Annotated in this window: 16 protein-coding genes; 8 read left to right on the top strand and 8 right to left on the bottom strand. The window is 61.4% G+C overall.

Annotated features, from left to right (window positions below; genetic code table 11):
- Positions 1-19: 19 nt before the first annotated feature.
- The 4 genes from IEX32_RS16700 to IEX32_RS16685 all read right to left on the bottom strand — a co-directional run bounded on the left by IEX32_RS16700 (position 20) and on the right by IEX32_RS16685 (position 3670).
- Complete coding sequence (locus IEX32_RS16700; RefSeq protein ID WP_188772680.1) at positions 20-1591, bottom strand: alpha-amylase family glycosyl hydrolase; 1572 nt, start codon at positions 1589-1591, stop codon at positions 20-22.
- A 117-nt stretch (positions 1592-1708) separates the two neighbouring features.
- A complete protein-coding gene (locus tag IEX32_RS16695) occupies positions 1709-2704 on the bottom strand; it encodes an SDR family oxidoreductase (RefSeq protein WP_188772679.1) in 996 nt (331 codons plus the stop codon).
- Entirely contained in the window at positions 2697-3068 is a 372-nt protein-coding gene (locus tag IEX32_RS16690; protein ID WP_188772678.1) for a sensory rhodopsin transducer, read from the bottom strand. The genes IEX32_RS16695 and IEX32_RS16690 overlap by 8 nt, the downstream gene beginning before the upstream one ends.
- Before the next feature lie 92 nt (positions 3069-3160).
- Positions 3161-3670 (bottom strand): gluconokinase, encoded by a 510-nt coding sequence (locus tag IEX32_RS16685; RefSeq protein ID WP_188772677.1) that lies wholly within the window; start codon positions 3668-3670, stop codon positions 3161-3163.
- Between the two features lie 38 nt (positions 3671-3708).
- Between IEX32_RS16685 and IEX32_RS16680 the strand changes: the two genes are divergently transcribed.
- The 3 genes from IEX32_RS16680 to IEX32_RS16670 all read left to right on the top strand — a co-directional run bounded on the left by IEX32_RS16680 (position 3709) and on the right by IEX32_RS16670 (position 6712).
- Positions 3709-3987 (top strand): GreA/GreB family elongation factor, encoded by a 279-nt coding sequence (locus IEX32_RS16680; protein ID WP_188772676.1) that lies wholly within the window; start codon positions 3709-3711, stop codon positions 3985-3987.
- 243 nt (positions 3988-4230) lie between these two features.
- Positions 4231-5670 carry an aldehyde dehydrogenase family protein gene (locus tag IEX32_RS16675; protein ID WP_229736438.1) on the top strand — a complete coding sequence of 480 codons (1440 nt, stop codon included), beginning with the start codon at positions 4231-4233 and terminating at the stop codon, positions 5668-5670.
- Positions 5660-6712: a threonine aldolase family protein gene (locus IEX32_RS16670; RefSeq protein ID WP_188772675.1), complete on the top strand. Its 1053-nt coding sequence runs from the start codon at positions 5660-5662 to the stop codon at positions 6710-6712. Before IEX32_RS16675 ends, IEX32_RS16670 begins: the two co-directional genes overlap by 11 nt.
- Here IEX32_RS16670 and IEX32_RS16665 read toward each other — a convergent pair.
- Positions 6699-7991, bottom strand: coding sequence for a M24 family metallopeptidase (locus IEX32_RS16665; RefSeq protein WP_188772674.1), 1293 nt, complete (start codon positions 7989-7991; stop codon positions 6699-6701). The two genes, IEX32_RS16670 and IEX32_RS16665, sit on opposite strands and share 14 nt — an antisense overlap.
- A gap of 275 nt (positions 7992-8266) precedes the next feature.
- On the opposite strand from IEX32_RS16665, the gene IEX32_RS16660 reads away from it, so the two are divergent.
- Positions 8267-9193 (top strand): exonuclease domain-containing protein, encoded by a 927-nt coding sequence (locus IEX32_RS16660; RefSeq protein ID WP_229736437.1) that lies wholly within the window; start codon positions 8267-8269, stop codon positions 9191-9193.
- Positions 9194-9582: 389 nt separating this feature from the next.
- Positions 9583-9921, top strand: coding sequence for a hypothetical protein (locus IEX32_RS16655; RefSeq protein ID WP_188772673.1), 339 nt, complete (start codon positions 9583-9585; stop codon positions 9919-9921).
- A 128-nt stretch (positions 9922-10049) separates the two neighbouring features.
- Here IEX32_RS16655 and IEX32_RS16650 read toward each other — a convergent pair whose 3' ends face one another.
- Entirely contained in the window at positions 10050-10919 is an 870-nt protein-coding gene (locus IEX32_RS16650) for a Y4lR C-terminal helical domain-containing protein (RefSeq protein WP_229736436.1), read from the bottom strand.
- Between IEX32_RS16650 and IEX32_RS16645 the strand changes: the two genes are divergently transcribed.
- Positions 10919-11104, top strand: coding sequence for a hypothetical protein (locus IEX32_RS16645; protein WP_188772709.1), 186 nt, complete (start codon positions 10919-10921; stop codon positions 11102-11104). The genes IEX32_RS16650 and IEX32_RS16645 overlap by 1 nt on opposite strands.
- A 175-nt stretch (positions 11105-11279) precedes the next feature.
- Positions 11280-11666, top strand: a complete 387-nt coding sequence (locus IEX32_RS16640; RefSeq protein ID WP_188772672.1) for a PRC-barrel domain-containing protein — start codon at positions 11280-11282, stop codon at positions 11664-11666.
- 74 nt (positions 11667-11740) lie between these two features.
- On the opposite strand, the gene IEX32_RS16635 is transcribed toward IEX32_RS16640, so the two are convergent.
- Entirely contained in the window at positions 11741-11950 is a 210-nt protein-coding gene (locus IEX32_RS16635; protein WP_188772671.1) for a hypothetical protein, read from the bottom strand.
- Positions 11951-11973: 23 nt separating this feature from the next.
- On the opposite strand from IEX32_RS16635, the gene IEX32_RS16630 reads away from it, so the two are divergent.
- Positions 11974-12759, top strand: a complete 786-nt coding sequence (locus IEX32_RS16630; RefSeq protein WP_229736435.1) for an Nmad3 family putative nucleotide modification protein — start codon at positions 11974-11976, stop codon at positions 12757-12759.
- Positions 12760-12844: 85 nt separating this feature from the next.
- Here IEX32_RS16630 and IEX32_RS16625 read toward each other — a convergent pair whose 3' ends face one another.
- On the bottom strand, positions 12845-13633 hold the full coding sequence (locus IEX32_RS16625) for a DODA-type extradiol aromatic ring-opening family dioxygenase (protein ID WP_188772702.1): 789 nt from the start codon (positions 13631-13633) through the stop codon (positions 12845-12847).
- Positions 13634-13852 lie beyond the last annotated feature (219 nt).

Below are 13852 nucleotides of genomic sequence, written 5' to 3'. Positions count from 1 at the left end.
CGCGAGGTGCTGCCCCGCTTTAGCGGGCGCGGATGATCAGGCCTTCGTTCGGTCCGATTTCGTCCGGAACCGCCCCGCCGGAGGTGGCGCAAGCCGCACGTAGCAAAACCTCTCCTCGGGCAAACCGCTGGGGCAAGTCGAGCGGCGCCGCGACGTCCGACAAGTTGAGCGCAATCGCAATGTTCTCGCCGCGTCGGTAGGACAGCACCGGACCGCTCACGCCAAGTCTCGCGTAATTTCCGGTCCGCAGCGCAGCGACTGCTCCCCGAACTTTCAGCAGCGCGCGGTGCAGCGACAGAATCGAATGCGGCTGATCACCCTGACACGCGACGTTGCGTTCAGCGGCGTCATCGGTGAGCGGCAGCCACGGTTCGCCACTGCTGAAGCCGGCATGGGGCGCGGCGGTCCACTGCATCGGGGTCCGCGCCCGGTCGCGGTTGAAGCTGGCGTCGGGTTCGTTCTTGGCCCAGGGGTCGCGGATCCGGTCCTGCGGGATCGTGACGTCGTCGATGCCAAGTTCGTCGCCGTAGTAGAGCGTCGGGGTTCCCCTCAGGGTGAGTAGTAGCATTGCTGCTACCCGCGCCTGCGCGGGGCCGATGCGTGCTGCTATGCGCAGTTGGTCGTGGTTCGACAGGACCCAGTTCGGCCAGCCCCCGGCTGGAAGCGCGCGCTCGTACTCGTCGATCAATTCGCCGAGCCGCTCGGCTCTCCATGGAGCATGGATCAGCTGGAAATTGAACGGCAGATGCACGCCGTCGTTGCTCCCGCCGTAATAGGCAACCAGCCGATCGACCGGGAGGTATATCTCGCCAATCAGCAGTCGGTTCTCGTACTCCTCGATAACGTCGCGCAACTCGGCGATGACCTCGCGGACGTGCGGCTGGTCGGCCGAGTGGACTTGCAGGAACCGGTCGATCTCCGGTTGGCCTGGCTCCCACGCGGGATTGGGCGGATTGTCGCGGAACTGCTCATCCTTGATCAGATGCCAGATGACATCGACCCGGAAGCCGTCGACGCCCTTGTCGAGCCAGAAGCGCAAGGTGTCGGACATCGCTGCGCGGACTTCCGGATTGCGCCAGTTGAGGTCCGGCTGCTCTTGGAGAAATGCGTGATAATAGTACTGCTCGGTCTCCTCGTCGAACTCCCACGCGGAACCGCCGAAGTTGCTGACCCAGTTGTTCGGCGGACCGCCGTCGGATGCGGGTTCGCGCCAGATGTACCAGTGGCGCTTGGAATTTGACCGGTTTGACCTGCTTTCCTGGAACCAGCGGTGCTGGTCGGAAGTGTGATTGGGCACAAAGTCGAGCAGCAGCTTGAAGCCCTGGTCGTGGGCATCGGCGAGCAGCGCGTCGAAATCCTCCATTCGCCCGAATAGTGGGTCGATGGCGCAGTAGTCCGAGATGTCATAGCCGAAATCCGACATTGGCGACTGGAAGATCGGAGACAGCCACACCGCGCCGACGCCGAGATCCCGCAAGTAACCGAGCCGCTGCCGGATGCCAGTCAGGTCGCCGACGCCGTCGCCGGTCGTGTCCTGAAACGAGCGAGGGTAGATCTGATAGATCGCTGCGTCGTGCCACCACTTTGACAATTTGCTTCTCCAGGATTGGCCGCTTGCCCATTCCTTCCTCTGGTCAGTTTGTGACCGGTTCGCGGATGTGCGGATAAGCCAGACCGTTTTCTACCGAGAGGACCTGTTGCCAGGGCGCTAACCCCGACGGCGTCTCAGGAGCCAGTCCATCCCAGCCGCCAGAGTACCTGCGGCAAATCCGTCCGCGACGGCGGCGCGGTGCCGGTTGAGTCCCATTTGCCAGCTGGTCTCGTGCGCTCGGTCGTCGAACCGGCCGTGGGCGGCGAAGTCGCCCGGGACAGGATCGAACAGGTTGTCCTGGCGATCCGCCTCGATCGGTACTCCCGACGATTGCCCTTCCACGCCGGTCGCTGCGAGGTATTCGTCCACCAGGGAAGAAGCGAGCTGATCGCCGCGGATGGCCTGAACGGTCGTATAGCCGACCCAGACTTCCTTGCGCCGCGCATGAGCCGCGAACCGGATCGCGCGCGCGGCGACCTCGGGCTGATAGATCCGGCCCACAGACCGCGGCTTGGGGCGGATGTGCGCGCGGGCCCAATCGAACTGGGGCGTGTTGAGCGCGGGGAGCTGGACCATCGTTACATGGACCTTGCTGTCCCTGTATTCGAGTTCCGGACGGATTGAATCCAGAAGCCCTTGGAGGGCATGTTTCGCGCCGCAATAGGCGGACTGGAGGGGGATGCCGCGATAGGCCAAGGTCGACCCGACGAGGACAATCGTTCCCCGGTCGCGTGGAAGCATGCGCTTGAGCGCTGCTCGCGTACCGTGGACTTGGCCGAAATAGGAGACGTCGGTGACCCGGCGGTATTCCGCCTCGCTCATGTCCATGAAGCTCGAAAATATCCCAGCGAAGGCATTGTTCACCCAGATGTCGACCGCTCCGAGCTCTTGTTCGATCCGCTCAGCTGCCGCCTCGACCGCCGCCCCATCCGCCACGTCGACGAAAATGCTCAGCGCGCGCGCGCCAGCCGCCTGTACTTCGGCGACCGTGGCATCGATGCGCCCCTGATCCCGCGCAAGGATCGCCACGTCGGCGCCAGCCCGGGCGAATTCGCGAACCGTTGCGCGGCCGACGCCGGCTGTCCCTCCGGTAACGACCACTACCTCAGCCATGCGCGTAAGCCATGGTCGACATCAGCGCGATTTCCGGGCGCCGACTGTCGAGGCGGGTATGTTGGACCACGACCGGCTGAGTGGAGTGGATCACCGACGCATAATCGGTATCCCTAGGCACCGGCTCGGGATCGGAAAGATCGTTGAAGCGCATGTGCCGGGTGCGCCGTGCCGCGACCGTAAGGCGATATGGCCCCGCCGGCTCGCGATCGGCGAAAAATAGTGTGATCTCGATGTCGGCATCGACATCGGCGGCGTTCAGGATGCAGACCGTCTCATGCGACACCAGGGCGGGGTCGCCAGGATCGGTGCTACCGGACGGAATATATCCTTCTGCGATAGCCCAGGTCGTCTTGCCAATCATGCGCTTCCTCCGCCCGACCAACAACCCGGAAGGCGGACAAGTTCCCGCTGCACTGCTTGAGGCCTCCAGTCGCCTCGGGCGCCCGGCTGGGCTCAGGCGCTTCTTCGGGGAGCCGCCTGCGGGTTCCGGCGGAAGCTGCGGAGATGGTGTAGGACGTCCTCCAGCTGGTCTGCAGGCAGCAACATGCCGTCGATCTTGACGAACCTTTCCGGCGGCGTCGGCGGTTCTAACGTGGCGAGCTGGTCGCGAAGAAGCGAGACGGGCATGAAATGATCCGCCCGATCCTGCACCCGTCGCCACAGTTCCTGCGGGGGAACGTCTATCCACACAAACAGGATGTCGGGCGCATTGCGCCGCAACTGATCGCGATGGGCGCGGCGCAGCGCGGAACAGCTTACCGCTGCGGGCAGGGCCCCGTCCTGGATCGCAGGGCCGATGCTGTCGAAGAATGGCTGCCTATCCTCGTCGTTCAGAGGGGTTCCTTGCGCCATTTTCGCGATGTTCCGCGGGAGATGGTGATCGTCGCCTTCGATGAACCGCCAATCGCACTGCGCGGCTAGCGCCCTGGCCAAGGCAGACTTGCCGCACCCGCTTGGCCCCATGACTATGATCGCCTGTGGCGTGCAGCGAGCGGCGCCTGATGCCCGCGCGGGAGACGGCCTGCGCGACCGCGCAGCTGACGGAAAAGGCTGATGGCTCCCGCGTCACCTTTGGCTCCACCGTGACCTTCCAAATGAACGGCGGTCAGCGCACCATCACCATCGTTGGTGATGACGAGGCGGATCCGGCTACCGGCCCGCTCTCCTTTTCCGCACCACTCAGTCGGGGGCTAATGGACGCCGAACCTGGAGTGAAGCTGGACTTCGCAAACGTCGAAGATGCCATTGAAATCATCTCTATTGGCATTCCTGCAGGCTAAGGATGCGAGCATTGCGGTCACTGGCCAGCCAAATCAGCGCTCCCCAAAGCAGTCGCTCGTTGACGTCTTGCTCTTGGGAGAGATCGGCCGTTGAATGAACCGGCGACATGCAGGTTGACCTGCGCTTCCATCCGATGCCACGAACAACTCATGCAAGCATCGTGTTGGCAGCAAAGGCCACACTGCCGACGCTTTCAGCTGCGAAACATTCCGGCAACCCAACCTCTGGCCAAGGGGAGGAGCATGAGCGATTTTCAGATGTTCATCGACGGTGTTCGGTGCGAGGCATCGTCCGGCGCAAGCCGTGCAGCCATCAATCCGGCCACCGGGAAGCCGTTTGCAACTGTCGCCTGGGGAGGCCGCGAGGATGCCCGGCGCGCGATTGCCGCTGCGAACAAGGCAGCTCCGCGCTGGGCTGACGTACCGCTGTTCGAGCGTGCCGACCTGCTGATCAGGATAGCCAGCCTGCTTGAAGAGCGTGTAGACGCACTAGCCGATATCCTGGCCACCGAACTTGGGAAGCCGCGGCGCAGCGAAGCCGTAATCGAGGCGTGCGATTTTGTAGCAATATTCTTCCGCCAGGCGGCTGAAATGGCGCGTTACCAGGAGGGTGCTACCTCGCTGGCGCGCGATCCCAAAAAGCGGCTGCTCTCGTTCCATCGTCCGCACGGGACCGTCGCCGTGATTACCCCCTGGAATTTCCCGGCGATGATACCAAGCGAATATATTCCCTATGCAATCGTTCAGGGTAACACCGTTGTCTGGACGCCAGCGCCCACCGCAGCAGCAACAGCCGCCACCCTGATGGGCTGGATGGCCGAGGCCGGATTGCCGGCAGGTGTCGTCAATCTGGTCATTGGTCCTGGCGATGAGGTCGGCGACGAGTTGGTCATAAACCCGGGCACGCATGCGATAGCCATGACCGGCAGCTCGGCGACCGGTCGGCTGATCAGCACGCGATGTGGGCTCAAACCTCGCTTGCTGGAGTTGGGCGGTAACGGGCCCACCATCGTACTGCCCGACGCGGATCCCGAAAAGGCCGCCGCCGCGATTGCGCCGGCTTGCTTCTTCGCCGCGGGACAGGTTTGTTCGGCGGCCGAAAGGGTTCTGGTAGCCAAGAGCATCGAAGCCCCGTTCGTACAGGCCATGGCCGAGCAGGCCAAAAACTGGGTGCCCGGCGATCCCTGGGATGAGGCCACAACCATGGGGCCGCAGAATAACCCTGGGGTGGTTGCAAAGATGGAAGAGCACGTCGCGGACGCCATTGCGCGGGGAGCGACCCTGATTTCCGGCGGAAAACGTCCAAAGCGTCCCGGTTTTTTCCACGAACCGACCGTCCTTTCGGGCATTTCAGCCGACAGTCTGGTCAACACGGAGGAAACATTTGGTCCCATTGCGCCCATCCGGTCCTTTGAAACGGAGGATGAAGCTCAGAACTTGGTGGAGGCAAGCAATCTGGGATTGGTTTCCTCCGTGTTCACGGAAAATATCGACCAAGCCTGGCATTGGGCTGAGTGGCTGCGCACCGGCATTGTCGTGATCAATGACAATTCGAATTTCTGGGAGCCGCATGTCGCATTCGGCGGAATGTCCGGCACTGGCAGCGGCGTCGGCAGGCTGGGCGGTCGTCATGTGCTGGACTTCATGAGCAATCTGCAAACGGTGGCCTTCCATGTACGATGAACCGGCGCCGGTCGGGCGAAGCTTCGCCAGTGACAATGCCGCGGGCGTCCATCCCGCGGTTATGCAAGCCCTGGAGCGCGCCAATCATGGTCATGCCCTGGCCTATGGCAACGACCCGTGGACCAAAGCCATCACGGCACGTCTGCGCGAGGAATTCGGCGGCGCTGCCGAAGCGCTGCTGGTCTTTGGTGGCACCGGCGCCAACCTTGTCGGCTTGCGGCCATTCGTCGATTCCTATCAGGCGGTGATCTGCGCGGCGAGCGCCCATATATGGCTGGACGAATGCGGTGCACCCGAAAGATTTCTGGGCGCCAAGCTGATCCCGGTGCCAACGAAGGACGGCAAGCTGACGCCGCAGGCCGTGCAGCCTTACTTGCGCGGCTTTGGCGTCGTCCATCATGTGCAGCCGCGCGTTATCTCAGTGGCGCAGCCGACAGAGTGGGGCACCGTCTACACGCCGGAAGAATTGACCGAGCTGGCGGAGCTGGCCCATAATCATGGCATGGTCCTGCATGTGGACGGCGCGAGGCTTGCCAATGCAGCTGCCGCGCTGGACTTGCCCTTGGAGGCACTCGGCGCCGCCACCGGCATTGATGTTCTGACATTCGGTGGCACCAAAAATGGCCTTTTGGCTGGCGAGGCGGTGCTGCTGTTCGATTCCGAGCGCACGGCCGCTGCCGCCTTCTTCCGCAAGCAGGCCGCGCAATTGGCGTCCAAGATGCGCTTTCTGGCGGCCCAGTTCGACGCGCTGCTGACGGACCGGCTATGGTTTGGTCTTGCCTCCCATGCCAACGCCATGGCGAAAATGCTTGCCGCCGGCCTGGCCAGCCTACCTGATGTTTCGCTGGCTCAGCCGGTCGAAACCAATGTGGTCTTCGCGCAAATGCCTGCCGGCCGGATGACTGCGTTGCAGGCAAGGCACCCATTTCATTGCTGGGACGAGCAGCGCTCCATCGGCCGGATCATGACCGCCTGGGATACACAGGAGGCCGATGTCGAAGCGTTTCTGCTTGCCGCTCGTGAGGTGCTTAACGGACGGTGACGGCACGCGAGGCGTTGGTGAGAAACTCGCACCCTTGATCCGTGACGAGGATGGTATCGGACAAGAAGGAATCCCCTCGGCCGCTGCGCAACAGCCAGGACATGAGATGGAAAACCATTCCGCTCTGCAGCTGCATGTCCGAGCCTCGACGCAGTCCGCGCGGCGTGCCACCGCCCGACCAGCTGGGCGGAAAACCGATGCCCACCGCGTAACCGCAATGATGGCGCGTATAGCCGGCCAGTCCGGCGCGGTCCACGGCATCTTGCCAGGCCTGATAGACCTCACCGGCGCTGACGCCGGGGCCGATGGTCTCGGCTGCCTTCATCATCGCTTCCTCGCAAACGCGCTGTATGCTGTCCGCGCGTGAGGGCGTCTTGCCAATGAAGATCAAGCGCCCCATCGGCGCATGGTAGCGGCGTATGCAGCCGGCCAGCTCGACAAACAGGAGGTCCCGCGGCTTCAGCCTGCCATCTGTCCAGGTGCCATGCTCATGGTCAAGAGTACGGGTTGAACGAACCAGTGGAATGAATCCCGGGTAGGTGCCACCCCTGCGGAACATTGCATCATAGACCGCCGCCATGACCTCATGTTCCGACACGCCGGGTCCGGCAGCCGCAATCGCAGCCAGCATCATGGTATCGCTCAGCTGCGCCGCCTGCCGCGTACATTCTATTTCCATAGAAGATTGAATGATGCGGCAATCATTGACCAGATCGCTGGCATTCCGAATTGTCGCCTGCGGCAGTTCCTTTATGATGCCGTCGGCAATTGAATAAGGGAAGAACGTACTCGTCGTTTCAACACCCAGTCTGGCGTTCGACAGACTTAAATCATGTATGGCCTGAAGCGTCTTTGTCACCGGGATGGTGGCTGAATCGGCTACCGGCCCCTTTACCGGAACGCCGTAGCTCATCTCCCACGGACGCAGGCCGGCTTCGCCTCCATGATCGTGCGAGAGGACAATATCCTGGCTGCGGTCGCTGGGCGCCGGCAGCGGTTCTATCCCGTCTGAATAGCCCTCATGCCTCACCCAGGGTACCTGATCGCGCACAGTGGCGCGTTCCATTGCGCGGGTTATCAATACCGGCTCGTCTTCGAGCGGAACGATCAGGAGCTGAAAGGCAAAATAGCCCTGATGATCAAGGCCGGTAAGATAGTAGATATTCTCCGGGGCCGACACCAATAAGCCATCGAGCCCAAGCTCGGCCATGCGCGCGCGCAAGGTTGCAAGGCGACGATCAAACTCTTCCTTGGGGAAGAATGAGGCTTTCTTCCGCATGTGGCGACCATGCCCCAATGGACACGTCTGTGTAAAGGAGTGCCAGTCGGACTGCGGTGAGATTTTGCGGATGGTGTAGCGGAAACGGGAACAGGTGTGTGGTCAGGAATTCACGAGATGGCGACGCTAGGACGCCAGCAGCTCCCCCCAACCGTCGCCCTGTCAATTGGGAGCTGTTGCACGAGCCATGGGAGGAAGCCGTGCTCGTCGCCGACTTAGGCATGCTCAGCGATTGCAACTTTGCTACCCGATAGCCGTCGTTGGATGGGCATGATATGTCCCTCCCGATGTATGTCAGGTCACATGTCCAGAACGGCTCGCTCGCGGCGCCAAGCAGCGATACGGATCTCGATTTCGTCGTTGTGGACGTTGAGACAGCCTGTTCTCGCGTCAGCAGCATCTGTCAGATTGGTATCGTCGGGTTCCGAAACGGGTCAGAGATCTTCGCCTACGATACGCTTCTGGATCCGTGCGACGACTTCTCGCCATTCAACACGAGAATCCACGGCATCAACTCGGATCACGTCACGGGTAAGCCGACCTTCGCTCATGTTCACGCAATTGTAGATGAACACTTGTCAGGCCGCGTCACGGTCGCCCATTCCTTCTTCGACAAAGGCGCCCTCGCGGCGGCGTGCCGGGTTCACTTTCAGCAGCCGATCGAGACGACTTGGCTCGATAGCGTCCGTGTCGCCAAACGGGCATGGCCTGATCTTCCCAGCCATCGGCTGAACGTGCTGAGCCGCTATCTGGGTCTTCGGCATAAACACCATGACGCTCTGAGCGATGCGCGTGCCGCAGGGATGGTGATCGTCAAGGCTATCGATCATACCGGCATCGCTTTGGCGGACTGGCTCAAGCCAACCAACCCGCGAGGGGGAAAAGCTCCAACGCCGGCCAAGGAAGGTCCACTCAAGGGACATCGGATTGCTCTCCTGGGCGCGCCTCGCGATGGCGCTCTGGGCCAATGGCTCGCCGCCGCAGGAGCCCGGGTCGTAGCGTCGGTAGGGACGACCTCTACCATTCTCGTCATCTCTGCCGATCAGCCGTTCGGCAGGTACTTCCACGCCAGTCCTGCATACCGGCGCGCGGTTGAGCTTCAGCAAGCTGGTTGTGCCATCGAGATTGTTACGGAGGAAGAGCTTAGATTGCGGATCGCTCAGTCTCCGGTCTGCCCTTCGGTTCCTTGTGCTGCGGGATAGCGATGGCCTAGCAGGCCTTGTCGTTTTCGCCGACAGAGCTGTCGCAGCCAGCCTCGAATCGGCGGGTCGGAAGCTGCCTTACGTTCACCACTGGCCGGCCACGGCGAGGTTGCCGGGAATAGCATCTTTGATTTGCAGGAAATCTGAGGATTTCGCGGACGTTGGAGTATGCGACGCAATTCCCCACCGCTACTTGATCGGCATGCTCAACCGCATGCACTTACCATCGTGGGAGGAAATCCGCCGCGGATCATTCGCGCGATTGATGACGACTGAAGGTCCGGTGCGCGCGAGCTGGACTGCGCGCAGATGGGCGAAGTTGACGTGGTAATGCTGACCGCACCCGCTATTAGGCGGGCAGCACAGATTTACGTAATTTAGGCAGACGCATGGCCCGCAAACATTCAAAACGTGATCCCTATATCGACCTGGATCGCGACGACGACGCTCCGGCAACGGTGGTATCGTGCTGGCTCTGTGGTCGACCCACTGGCAAGACCGTTGTTTGGCACCATCCCGTGCCCAAGAGCCGAGGCGGACGCGATGTTGTGCCCATGCATCCCATTTGCCAGCAAACGCTGATCGCGAATTTCACCAATTCCGAACTGCAGCGACATGGTATGGATGTGGAGGGACTTCTGGCCAATCCCACGGTCAGCAAATTTGTCGCTTGGGTAGCGAACAAAGACCCCGATTTCAGGGCGACCACAGCCAAGAAAAAACGCTGATCGGGCAGCGTCTTCCGCCGCCATTCCGGTCGTTCCCAGCCTGAATTGCTTCCGTCAAAACTTGCCATACATTCAGGTGCTGGACGCGCACTCCGCATTGCACATCCGGCGCCCAGTTGGTTCGCTGATCAGGTCCGGGCCGCCTCCTCCGTTTGCACGGCGATGAAGCGCGCTAGTGGAATCTCGCTCAGAGGTCGTTCCGAAGCCATCTCACGAGCGACGAGCGCCATTTCGATCCAGTCCGAACCGTGGCCGTCACCTCGCTGCGCAAATGCACTCCAAGCGATGACGCTGGCCCAATAGGCCCGCTTCGGTTCCAGCACGTTCTCAATAATCGCGGCAATCCGGTCTTCGATCTTGCGCTTGCCTTTGATCGCTGCAGTGACGTTGTCGCCATCCTCGAACCAGGAATCGAGCTGAGGGTTGGTCGCCAGCCACCGGCCGGAGGCGCGCACTGCCCTCTTCACCGTCTTGACATAGGTTTCCGCAGCGTCGGCGTCCGCGAGCATCGAGGCAATGAGATCATCCATCGATACAAACTTGGGCGCGACATCCGAGAGCCCGATCAGCGTGATAGCCTGAGCGAGGCCAAAGGGGGGTGGCGAGCTAGCCGGGCCGTCCGCCAGGGCGCTGCTCAGGATCAAGGCCGTGTCCTCGGCCGTCGTTTCATGGACCGACATCTCGGACGCAATATGGTCAAGCATGTCTTCGATCTCGGGCCTGGGTAGCGAGCTCGCTACCCAGGCGTCCCGCACACCATGGCCCTGTTTGATCAAAATCGATACCAGCGCGTTCTTTCTGCCCTGCTTGATCGATGCGAATATGCTTTGGGCTCCCGCTCCATCACGCTCGGATATTAGAAGTTCCCTGACCTGAATTGCGGGGCGCTTTTCCGGCGCGGACCCGACAGCTCGCGCCGCTCTGATGATCGCGTCGATCGCACGGCGCCGATCTTCCGACACCCAGTTGCGGATCAGCATGAGGTTCGTAACCGACATTGCTGATACAAGCCCTCGTCTGGCGGTCTCTTCAGTTCGCCGGTGACTATATCGCCGCTTTCGATGGTACAGGTGGCGTTGGCGTGATCGACGGACGCGATGGTGCCGAGCCGCAGCACGTCGCCGGTCAACTGCTCGTGGTCCTGAGATTGCGCCATGGGACCGACAATGGCGCACACTCGTGATCGTTTCGCAGGGCTACATCAGGACGGGCGGCTGACCAAATACGCCGGCGTGGCCCGTGAGGGTTAACGGTCGGGAACCGTCCGCTCTGCTTTGCGGTTTCATCGACGGAACTGCCAGCTTCGATGGGGCATCCGCACCGCGAACGTTCGGCAGGCAGCAAGCTGGAGAAATCAGATGGGACGCTATGATGACAGTTACGACGCGAACAGATCGGAAACTGACGAAACCACAAACTTGATCTCGTCCGAAAAGGTGGACGGCACTGCCGTATATTCACACGATGGGGACAAGGTCGGTCACATTCATCACTTCATGGTGGGAAAGCGGAACGGCCACGTAGAATATGCCGTGATGACCTGCGGAGGCATTCTGGGAATGGGAGAGGAATACCGTCCCGTGCCTTGGGATGCGCTTGAGTACGACACGGACCTCGGCGGATACGTCATCAACATCGAAAAAGAGCGGATCGGACAGACGCCTTCCTATGCGCGCGATCAGGAACCAACTTGGGATCGCTCTTGGGGAAGCACTATCTATTCGTCTTATGGCCTTCCCTATTGAGCGGCAGTGCATCTGATCGTCGGAGGCCGAACGATAAATGGGCGCCGCAGTGCGGCGCCCATTTGTATTCTCAATTAGTTATCGTTGGCGGGCAGAGCAAAATTGCTGATCACGACTTGACTTACTGCCTTGGGCTTCTTGCCAACGCCATAGGTCCTTTCGATCGTCGCGATATTGAAGGCGCCGAAAGTCTCGCGGACGCCATCATTATCGTTGAGCGACATTAGGAAGCGACCTTTGAGGGCGGCCAGTTGGCCGGCCAGCGCGGCGAAATCCGCCGACATTGCTGTCGTTTGACGGGAACGGCATGATGATCGAAACCGGCCGTCCGTCATTGCCTGACCCACCAGGGGGCTTGCCTTCGATGAAGTTAATCCTGAGTCGCAAGGGCTTCGATTCTGCCGCCGGGAAGTGCCCGTCACCGATCATCGACGACCGCCCGGTCTCCATGCCAATCCCCGCCTCAGGCAGCTCAACAACCACTTATGCCGATCTCGGCCTCGGCCCCATCGTCGAACGGATCACTCGCGGCCGCATCGCCGGCGATGCCCTGTGCCACCACGATCCGGTGTTCCATCAGGGCGAGTGCATCCTTGGCCAATGCGGCGCGGCGCAATCGCACCTGGCCCGCCACGGCATCGGCCCCGGTGACGTGTTTCTGTTCTTCGGCCTGTTCACTGACCCCGCCACCGGCGAGCGCCACCACCGCATCTACGGCTACCTGAAAGTCCACTCGGCCACTCCCGTCGCCACCATGTCCGCCGCCGAGCGCACCAAGCTCGTCGCCCTGCGCCATCCCCACCTGCTCGACCGCCGCGTCACCAACGACACCATTTACCGCGGTGAAGGTGCCGCCGCGCGTAACGCCCATGTATCCTTACGCATGACCCGCCCCGGCGGCCCGCTATCCCACTGGCTCGTCCCGCATTGGCTGGAGGGCAAGGGACTCAGCTATCACGCCAAACCATGGCGCTGGACAGAACCGGGCGCCCTACAACTCGTCTCCCGCGGCCAGGAATTCGTCTGCGACATCGGCGAGGATAAGGAAGCCGCTGCATGGATCGACGCCAAGATTTCGGCCATCCGCGGATGATCCGCATATACCGCTACATCCTTACCCACGACACCGGCATGGCCTGTTGCAGATGGCTCGGCGGTGCCGTGGATGCCATAGTGGCTCAGGAAAACATGAACCCGGATATCACCGTCTTCATTATTTTCTCGTGATAGACACATTCCCCGATCCCTTCAGCTGCGCCCGCGGCGACGTGAATTGGCAACAGGTGCTCTTCTCGAGGGTGGGATAAGCGCGCGCTGGGCGCTGCCGACCACATGCGAAGGCGCTGACTACGCAATGCCGGCTCAAGTGCGACGCTTTCCGCCAGCCAGCGGTCGAAGTTTCTCGACGGAGCGGCGAAACGCGCGTCGCTAAATCCACGCAAGTTATGAAAGCTCATGCCTGAGGCGAGGATCAGCACTCCTTCCTCTCGAAGCGGGGCCAGCGCGCGACCTGCGGCGAGATGAAGCTCTGGATCGAGGCTCTGTTCAAGCGCCATTTCAACTACGGGCACGTCGGCGTCGGGAAACGCGACCTTCAGCGGAACAAATGCCCCATGATCAAGCCCCCGTTCCGGATCGACTTCGGCGGGCAAGCCCGCTTTATGCAGAAGCCGGGCAGCCCTTTTCGCAAGCTCGGGATCACCCCGGACGTCATAGCCCAAGCGATATGTGTGGTTCGGAAAGCCATAGTAGTCATACACCAGTTCCGGACGGGGGCTCCCACCGAATGTGAAGCAGCCCGGCGTTTCCCAGTGACCGGAGACAATGAGAATCGCGCTAGGCCGCTCGGGCAATCGTGACTGAAGGTTGCGCAGAAATGCCGCCATTCCGGCCCAGATGCCGTTGGGATCCTCCATGAAGAAGCAAGGTCCGCCGCCATGCGGAATGTAGAAAGCCGGTTGAAGCATAGTCACGCACCCATCTTTTCAGCATCTTGGCAATGACCCTGCGCGGCGGTCGGGCACGGCACAATTGAGCAAAGTGGTTACAACCGTCGTGCATGCAGGGCAGCTCGTCGCTATCCTAGTGGTTTCCGCCTAACGGAAGAGTCCTGAAAGGGATTCCCAGGCCGAGGCGCCTATGCGATGGGAGGGCATGCGCACTGGAATAGCCTTTACCGTTTCTCC

The sequence above is a fragment of the Novosphingobium endophyticum genome, from assembly GCF_014640675.1.
Lineage (GTDB): Bacteria > Pseudomonadota > Alphaproteobacteria > Sphingomonadales > Sphingomonadaceae > Novosphingobium > Novosphingobium endophyticum.
The sequence above is the reverse complement of the archived record's forward strand: the minus strand, read 5'-3'. Positions and strand labels throughout refer to the sequence as shown.

What these genes read in the sequence shown, in the direction of transcription:
- IEX32_RS16680 (WP_188772676.1), top strand. Translation starts at nt 3,709, where the DNA reads ATGCCCGCGCGGGAGACGGCCTGCGCGACCGCGCAGCTGACGGAAAAG.
- IEX32_RS16630 (WP_229736435.1), top strand. Translation starts at nt 11,974, where the DNA reads ATGATGATCGAAACCGGCCGTCCGTCATTGCCTGACCCACCAGGGGGC.
- IEX32_RS16690 (WP_188772678.1), bottom strand. Translation starts at nt 3,068, where the DNA reads ATGATTGGCAAGACGACCTGGGCTATCGCAGAAGGATATATTCCGTCC.
- IEX32_RS16650 (WP_229736436.1), bottom strand. Translation starts at nt 10,919, where the DNA reads ATGTCGGTTACGAACCTCATGCTGATCCGCAACTGGGTGTCGGAAGAT.
- IEX32_RS16660 (WP_229736437.1), top strand. Translation starts at nt 8,267, where the DNA reads ATGTCCCTCCCGATGTATGTCAGGTCACATGTCCAGAACGGCTCGCTC.
- IEX32_RS16655 (WP_188772673.1), top strand. Translation starts at nt 9,583, where the DNA reads ATGGCCCGCAAACATTCAAAACGTGATCCCTATATCGACCTGGATCGC.
- IEX32_RS16685 (WP_188772677.1), bottom strand. Translation starts at nt 3,670, where the DNA reads ATGGGGCCAAGCGGGTGCGGCAAGTCTGCCTTGGCCAGGGCGCTAGCC.
- IEX32_RS16665 (WP_188772674.1), bottom strand. Translation starts at nt 7,991, where the DNA reads ATGCGGAAGAAAGCCTCATTCTTCCCCAAGGAAGAGTTTGATCGTCGC.
- IEX32_RS16635 (WP_188772671.1), bottom strand. Translation starts at nt 11,950, where the DNA reads ATGTCGGCGGATTTCGCCGCGCTGGCCGGCCAACTGGCCGCCCTCAAA.
- IEX32_RS16675 (WP_229736438.1), top strand. Translation starts at nt 4,231, where the DNA reads ATGAGCGATTTTCAGATGTTCATCGACGGTGTTCGGTGCGAGGCATCG.
- IEX32_RS16695 (WP_188772679.1), bottom strand. Translation starts at nt 2,704, where the DNA reads ATGGCTGAGGTAGTGGTCGTTACCGGAGGGACAGCCGGCGTCGGCCGC.
- IEX32_RS16670 (WP_188772675.1), top strand. Translation starts at nt 5,660, where the DNA reads ATGTACGATGAACCGGCGCCGGTCGGGCGAAGCTTCGCCAGTGACAAT.
- IEX32_RS16625 (WP_188772702.1), bottom strand. Translation starts at nt 13,633, where the DNA reads ATGCTTCAACCGGCTTTCTACATTCCGCATGGCGGCGGACCTTGCTTC.
- IEX32_RS16640 (WP_188772672.1), top strand. Translation starts at nt 11,280, where the DNA reads ATGGGACGCTATGATGACAGTTACGACGCGAACAGATCGGAAACTGAC.